This is a genomic window from Pseudoalteromonas shioyasakiensis (genome assembly GCF_022398475.1).
Taxonomy (GTDB): domain Bacteria; phylum Pseudomonadota; class Gammaproteobacteria; order Enterobacterales; family Alteromonadaceae; genus Pseudoalteromonas.
In genome coordinates this window covers 48,606-55,719 of the sequence record NZ_JAKEVM010000009.1, presented here as the reverse complement: position 1 = coordinate 55,719, position 7,114 = coordinate 48,606, and the positions used below count along the sequence as shown (strand labels likewise).

Annotated in this window: 6 protein-coding genes; 2 read left to right on the top strand and 4 right to left on the bottom strand. The window is 40.5% G+C overall.

All coding sequences use genetic code 11. From position 1 onward, the window contains the following. The 3 genes from L1D51_RS03575 to L1D51_RS03565 form a co-directional block, all read right to left on the bottom strand. Positions 1–969, bottom strand: a 969-nt coding sequence (locus tag L1D51_RS03575) for a GGDEF domain-containing protein (RefSeq protein ID WP_239962696.1), incomplete at its 3' end; no start/stop codon positions are given. A 149-nt stretch (positions 970–1,118) separates the two neighbouring features. Further along, positions 1,119–1,496 (bottom strand): DP-EP family protein, encoded by a 378-nt coding sequence (locus L1D51_RS03570; protein WP_055022095.1) that lies wholly within the window; start codon positions 1,494–1,496, stop codon positions 1,119–1,121. Positions 1,497–1,519: 23 nt separating this feature from the next. Continuing rightward, the gene (locus L1D51_RS03565; protein WP_239962694.1) at positions 1,520–4,774 is read right to left on the bottom strand and encodes an nSTAND1 domain-containing NTPase; all 3,255 of its coding nucleotides are present in this window, start codon (positions 4,772–4,774) and stop codon (positions 1,520–1,522) included. A 239-nt stretch (positions 4,775–5,013) separates the two neighbouring features. On the opposite strand from L1D51_RS03565, the gene L1D51_RS03560 reads away from it, so the two are divergent. Beyond that, positions 5,014–5,442 (top strand): hypothetical protein, encoded by a 429-nt coding sequence (locus L1D51_RS03560; protein ID WP_239962692.1) that lies wholly within the window; start codon positions 5,014–5,016, stop codon positions 5,440–5,442. After that, complete coding sequence (locus tag L1D51_RS03555) at positions 5,439–5,630, top strand: helix-turn-helix transcriptional regulator (RefSeq protein WP_054551820.1); 192 nt, start codon at positions 5,439–5,441, stop codon at positions 5,628–5,630. Before L1D51_RS03560 ends, L1D51_RS03555 begins: the two co-directional genes overlap by 4 nt. A 102-nt stretch (positions 5,631–5,732) precedes the next feature. Here L1D51_RS03555 and L1D51_RS03550 read toward each other — a convergent pair whose 3' ends face one another. Next, positions 5,733–6,923, bottom strand: a complete 1,191-nt coding sequence (locus L1D51_RS03550; protein ID WP_239962690.1) for an MFS transporter — start codon at positions 6,921–6,923, stop codon at positions 5,733–5,735. Positions 6,924–7,114 lie beyond the last annotated feature (191 nt).

The window sequence follows — 7,114 nt, the reverse complement described above, 5'->3', positions numbered from 1 at the left end:
GCTTATTTTATTTCTACCCTCTGTTTTTGCTCGGTATAAAGCAGTATCTGCTGCACAAATTAATGCCTCTGAAGTACGGTATTGATTATTAAACTCACAGGCAATTCCTTGGCTTACACTTATTCTAAAATCACTTGGTAAACCTATGTCAGTAAATGGCATGTTATTTATTTTTATTTGAATATGTTTAGCAATAGCGGCGGCCGTATCTTTTTGACAGCGGGGTAATATAATGGCGAATTCTTCACCGCCATAACGGGCTGCTAAACAATCTCTAGAAGGGAGTGATTCTGCGATTATACTTGCTACTTTTTGTAAGCATTTATCGCCTTTTACATGACCAAATCGGTCGTTGAATAATTTAAAGTAATCAATGTCGATTAATATAGTGCTAATGGCTTGGTTTGTTTGTACGCTTTCTTGCCAATGCTCTTTTAATGATTCCTCAAGAGTTAATCTATTTGCAAGGCCGGTTAAATGGTCAGTGGTAGCCTGTTTAATTAAGCGGTTATATTGTTCTTTGTGTGATGATAAATCGTGTAATACACAAATAAATAAATTTTCTGCAACGGCAATGTTTTTTGGCAGGCTCGATATACATAAATCCGCCTCAAGGGTTTTACTGTCGGCGCGGTTTATTTTAACTTCGTTTGGACCAAGGCTTATCGGCGAGTCTTTATGGTCTAACCAACTGAGTAGAGTATACATATATTTATCACGGTCGGTGTCGTGTAGGTAATGTAAAATGTTTTGCCCGATTAACGCTTCTTGGTTGTCTCCTAAAAGCTGAGCCGCCATCGGGTTTGCAAATTCAAACGTGCCTTGGCCATTAATGATAAACACTCCCTCAGGAATGTTCTGAAACATTTGGGCAATCAGTGCAAGTTGCTCTGAATTGATAGACTGCGGTAGTGCGTTTTTCGCTTCTGGTTTTGCAGTGCTTGGTTGTTCATTTTTATTAGTAGACACGTTCGTTTCCTTTTTGCCGATGCAAACGATTTTGGTGTCTATAAAGTTACTTAAAAAAGTGCAAATTAACCTTCCGGTAATCTTCTGGTTTTAAATTGTTGTTTTATAATGCAAAAAGCTCCTAAGAAGGAGCTTTTCACGAGAGGTTTTTAGTTTTCTTTTTCGTTCTCAACTTGTGGATCTGCACTTTCATAGCTTGTGCCATTGCACTCTACGATGAAAATCATACACGCAGTACCGCTATTTTCATCTGAATCGGCAATCTCAATTGTTTGGCCATTGTTAGTGACTTTAAAGCTAAAGTCTTGCTCGCAATTACCTTCAAGGTTTGCAAATTTAGCACCTGTAAATTGAAAGCCTGCATCCACTGTTGCATCATCAAGTGTATAAATACCTAGGCTGTTTCTTTCATTGACAGTGCCGCCTCCAGAAACTTGCTGACCGTCTTGGAAGTATGTGAATAAAGCTTCATTTTCAGTGTTAAGTTTAACATTCACTGTAAAGTTGAAAGTTTGACTTTCGCTCATTGTTATTACCTTCTAGTTGTTTTTTATAGATCAAAGTTAGTAATACCTAACTCTATTAGTTTACTTTTAATTGTACCTACCTCACTTTCCTTGTTTAAACATGTGTAGGCTTGAATAAGTGGGTAAGTTCTTTTTATACTTTTATCGCCGTTATTATTTTCTTCAATTGCATTAATAGCTTCTTGGCATGCTTGTTGTCTTGCTATCTTGTCTTCAGCAAGCTTTGCTTTAACTAAATTAACCTTTATCAGAGCAGCGAGGTTTTCTATTTTGCTAGTGTCAGAAATTCTCTCTATAAAATCTGAGTTGCTTTCTAACTTTAACAAAAGGTCTTCGGCTTCGCTTAAAAGGTTTCGATTGATATAATAATGAATCACCCCAATTTGAATATTTATTGAGGTTGTATCTGAAAACCCTTGGTTATTAATGTAACTCAAAACATCTTTTACTCTTTCACTTTTTTTGCTTTTATCTAACAGCATTAATTGGTATGCAAGTGATCTATAAAAGGTGCGTTGAAACTTTTGATTTTTTTGATCTTGTATTCTAGCTTGGTTAATCGCATTAGTTGCTTCTTCGGCTTTTAAAAATGCCGCTTTCTTATTTGGGAAGTAGCTCAATAAAAAGCTTTGCTGCATATAAGTGTTTGCTAAATAATTATATATGCTTGCATCATTCGGTGACGTTTCAAGCATGTTGATTAGCTCTTGAGAGGCTTGCTCAAGTAGTTCGAGTGCAGCGTTTAGATTCCCTTGGCTTTCTTCTGTGGTTGCAATCCAGCTAATGGTGTCTGTTTTATCGCGTAATAAGTTTTTGTTATTAGGTTTAAGCTCAAGGGCTTGGTTTTTAAGTTTTAAAGATTCAGTAAAACTTTGTTTTGCAAGTGCGTAATTAAACTGTTTTAAATACAGCGAACCAAGAGAATTGTGTGAGTAAGATAGCTCCATAATTGAATTAAAGTCATTAGGGGCAAGTTGATACATCTTTTCACTGTAAGCCAAGTAACGTTTGAACATTGGCTCAGTCGCTAAGTAATTACTTTGCTCATAAGTTAAATTACCAAGCCAAAAAGCATTAGCCCCTGCGAGCATTAGTAAATCAAGGTTGTTGGGTTGAATTTGTAGTAATGATTCTAGGCGCGTTCGCGCATTTTCAAAGGCGGTGAAGGCTTCGTCGGTTTTGCCACGAGAGTAGGCGACTTCGCCCATAGCCTCTAAGGTTTGAGCGTATTGAAAACGGTTATTAAACTGGGCTTGTTTATCGCTAAAGTCAAACAACGACGCTGTTTCTTCGTCTTGATTGGTAAAATACTCAAGGGCTTTGTTGCTAATACCATCAAGTAAATCCATACGCCTTACGCTTCTGAGTTTATCGGCAAATTCACCAACCATAAAGCCCAATAAACTCTCTGCTTCTTGGCGTTTTTGTTTTGCTATTTGTTCGGCTTGGTAGCTACGCACGCTCATAAATGTGGCAATAAAGGTTAAGCACACAAGTGCAGCCGCCGTTATTTGTAACACGCGTTTTTTACGTTTGACTTTATTGTTAGAAGCTTTAATTAACGCTTGTTCGTCGCTCGATAAGCTAAACATAGGGTTTTTAACTAGGGTTTGTGCTTCTTGCAGCGGTTTGCCTTGGGCTAATAAAAAGTCGCTGTGTTTTTGTTCAATCAGCCAGCGCTCGGTAGCTAGTTGCACACGGCTTTGAATTGCTAAGCTTTGTTGGTGCTCTTGCACCCAATCTATGGCGCGTTGCCAATGGCGCAGCAGCGCTTCGTGGGCAAGGCTAAAGCAGGCTTGCTCATTTTTAAGGTGTGATACAAACAAGCGGCTATCGACCATAGCCTGAACAAGCTTGGTCGCAGCAGGGCCGGTTAATTCGCTCCAACGCGCTGCACGGCTAGTGAGCGTTTCGCCATCAGGGTTTAAAGTGATCAGCTTAGAAAGGACTGCGGCAAGTTCAGTTTGTTGGTCTTCGGGTAATTGGCAAAATACCTGTTCGGCTTTTTGGCCGATGGCTCCTTCGATGGTGCCAAGCGCTTGGTATTCAGAAAACAATAATTCGTTGTCTGGGCTGCGCTGCAAGTAAAGCTGCTGCAAGGTGTATTGCAGCATTGGCAATGCATCAGGGTTATTGGCAGTATCGTTACAAAGTTGTTCATCAAGCGGTGTGTGATGCTCTGGGTGATGTTGCCAACTTAAGCCTGCTGCAAGTGCTGGCAAACGGATCATTTGCTTTAGCTCAGAGCGAGTTGGCGCTAATAAATCAAAGTGTGCGCCATTGGCTTTACCTGCCATTAAACTTGGTTGACTCACTACTTGCGGGTAAAAGTCATTCCGACAGGCACTAAAAATGATCATGCAGCCACTTGTTGCTAGGCGCTCAATAAGTGCTAACAGCTGGTTGCGCTCGTCATCGCTAAATAGCGGCGATGACAATAGCACTTCGAGCCTGTCGATAAATAAAAATAGATAGGGCGTAGTGCGCTCTGCATTTAGCGCTGCAAGTGCTGCTTTACAGCGAGAAATAACCAGTTCTGGATCTGTTAATAACAATTCAGCCAACGCATCGGCGCTTATATCGCTAAGTACAGGTGCGTCGTTTATTTCTAAATCGAGCAAGGTTGAGGCTAAATCAAGCAGTAAGCGCTCTTTGCTGACATCGGCAAAGTCGAGTTGGCAGTAACTGTGTACTCTAATGCCATCGTAGCCATTACTCGACATTAAAGCGGGCAATACACCTGCGTTAACTAACGACGATTTACCTGAACCACTGGCTCCCAAAATTAAGCAAAATGCGCGACCAAATTCTATTTGAGCCGATACCCGCTGTAACAAAGTGGCAATTTGTTTGTTACGACCAAAAAACACATTGGCTTGCTCAGGTGCAAACGCACTTAAGCCAACAAAGGGCGAATCACCTTGCCAACTGGTTTGGCTGGCTTTTTGTTCTTCGTTGAGTGGAAAGTTGATTTCGGCAATAACCCGATAACCACGTTTACGAATGGTTTCTATGTAATGCGGATCGCTTGCTTTATCTTCAAAGGCTTTACGTAATTGGGTGATCACTTTATGCAGGGGATTGTCACCGAGCGCTACATTTGGCCAGCAGTGGCTGATAATTTCTTCACTTGTTAGTAGCTCACCTTGTTTTTCGCAAAGCAGCAGTAATACATCCATCGCCTTGGGTTCAAGATGCTTTGTTTTTTCACCGCGTCTGATTGAATTAGTGGCCGGAGTAACTTGCCATTCGCCAACGAAAAACAGTGCCGTATTCATAGTGTTATCTTCATTTTTATTGTTAGAAACGCAGTCCGATTGGACCGATTTTATATTAGATTACGGAATTCTTTGATTAATACAATATTATGAGATCAACGGCAAGCGCCTTGCCTTTTCTGACATTAAAAAAATCATATTGATGTCGTGTATATAAAACTTTTTGTAAAGTTTGTTTGACTTTTTGTGTTGCTAGGTTAATCTTTAGTCAAGTTTACTTTACTTTCAAGGTGAGAATAATGAATCAAACAGGGTTAAACTTTAAACAACGTAATAAGCAGAACACGCTAAACCTCGCTAAATGGACATCTGCATGGGTGATTACTTTAGCAATTGCCTCATTTGGACCACATTTTTTATGGCAAGAGCAGGCTGTTTATAGTGTTGTAGCAATCTTAATTAATGTTGTAGTTGGTATCATGATGATTTTATCGAACAAACGACAACTTCAAGGAATGGATGAGCTGCAGCAGCGTATGCACCTTAATGCAATGGCCATTACCTTGGGTGCAAGCTTGGTATTTGGTTTAGCTTACTCGGTGGTGCAATCAAGCGGTTTAATTAGTTTTAAAGAAGATATATCGCACCTCGTAATCTTTATGAGCTTAACCTATTTAGTGAGTCTTTTAATGATGAATAAGCAGTTAAACGACGAGGGCGAAGAATGAAAAACCGCTTGAAAGTGCTTCGTGCTGAGCACAACTACACCCAAGCGAAACTCGCAGAGCTTTTGGATGTGTCTAGGCAAACCATTAATGCGATTGAAAAAGGTAAATTTGACCCAAGTTTGCCATTAGCATTTAAAGCCGCGCGTTTATTTAACCTGAGTATCGAAGAGATATTTCAGGATGAGTAAGTCTGATAGCGTAGGAGGCGTTTTAACGCCGAATGTTAAATCATTCAGGTTAAACGCCACTTATCCTACGCGATATAAAATCGCTGCTACATTTTTGAGAGCTTAAGGCTTACAGCTTTGTCTTTTCATTTGCATTGCACTTAACGACCACATTAAAAAACCACCTAAGAATAGTGCCGCCGAAACATAGCCTGTTTGACTAGGGAGTGCGCCTTCGGCGATAGCCATGCCGCCAAGCCAAGGGCCAATCGCATTAGCTGTATTAAACGCACACTGCACCAGCGCACCAATCATGGCGTGGCCTTGTGGTGATACATCCATTAATAATGATTGGATCACGGTACCTAAACCAACACTAAAACCAATAAAGAAAATCACCGCGTATAACAGCCAAATATTGTGGCTTGCGCTTACATAACTGGCTGCAAATACAACAGCACCAATTAGCGCTGCGCCTGTGGTTTTCAGCGGTGAGTGGTCGGCGGCTTTACCTAATACGTAGTTACCTAAAGTACAGCCAATACCAAACATGATCATGGCAATAGAGATAGTGTAAGCAGGGGTATGGGTGACTTCTAAAATAGTGTCAGCAATGTAAGTGTAAACACAAAATACACCACCAAAACCAATAATGATGATGCCTAGAATGGTCCATACGAGCTTGTTCTTTAATACACTTAGCTCATCGAGAATCGATGTCGGCGAGGTATTTTTTACGTTAGGTACGTATTTCACAATCAATACCAAGGCAACTAACGCAAGTACAGCTGTGCCCGCTAAACAATAACGCCAGCTAAAGTTTTGCCCCACTAGGGTGACCATGGGCACACCAACAATTGTGGCAATGGTTAAACCCATAAATACTTTTGACATAAAGCTTGCGCGTTTATCGGCAGGGGCAATGTCGGCAGCCAATAAAATAGCGGCGGCGAAGTAGGCACCGTGTGGTAAACCACTTAAAAATCGAAATAAAATAAGTTGCTCAAGTGAGTTTGCAAAAGCACTCAAGCCATTGAATAAAAACATCATGCTGACAAACATCAACAGTGCATTGCGCTTACGCATGTTGGCGGTTGTGATCATAAATAGCGGCGCACCGACGACTACGCCTATCGCGTAAGCACTAATGGCATAACCACTTTGCGCTGGCGTAGACGAAAATGTTTCGCTGATCAGGGGCAACATTGGCATCATAGAAAATTCTGATAGGCCTAAAATGAATGTGCCTAAAGCCAATACTATCAGAATGGTAAACGTGCTTGCGTTGCCTTGGGAGTTGGCTACGTTAGTCATGTAATTCCTTTAAAATAAATTTAAAAACAAAATAGATTTTTGATAATTGAAAATGCCAGTAACAAATACTTTGTTCTGGAGTAGAGATGTGTGCCCAGCGCTATTGTAATACAAATTAACGGGGTTGATACAGTACTTTTTGGAACGTTCTATATTTGTTTGCTATAAGAAAATAACCTGAACTTCTTAAG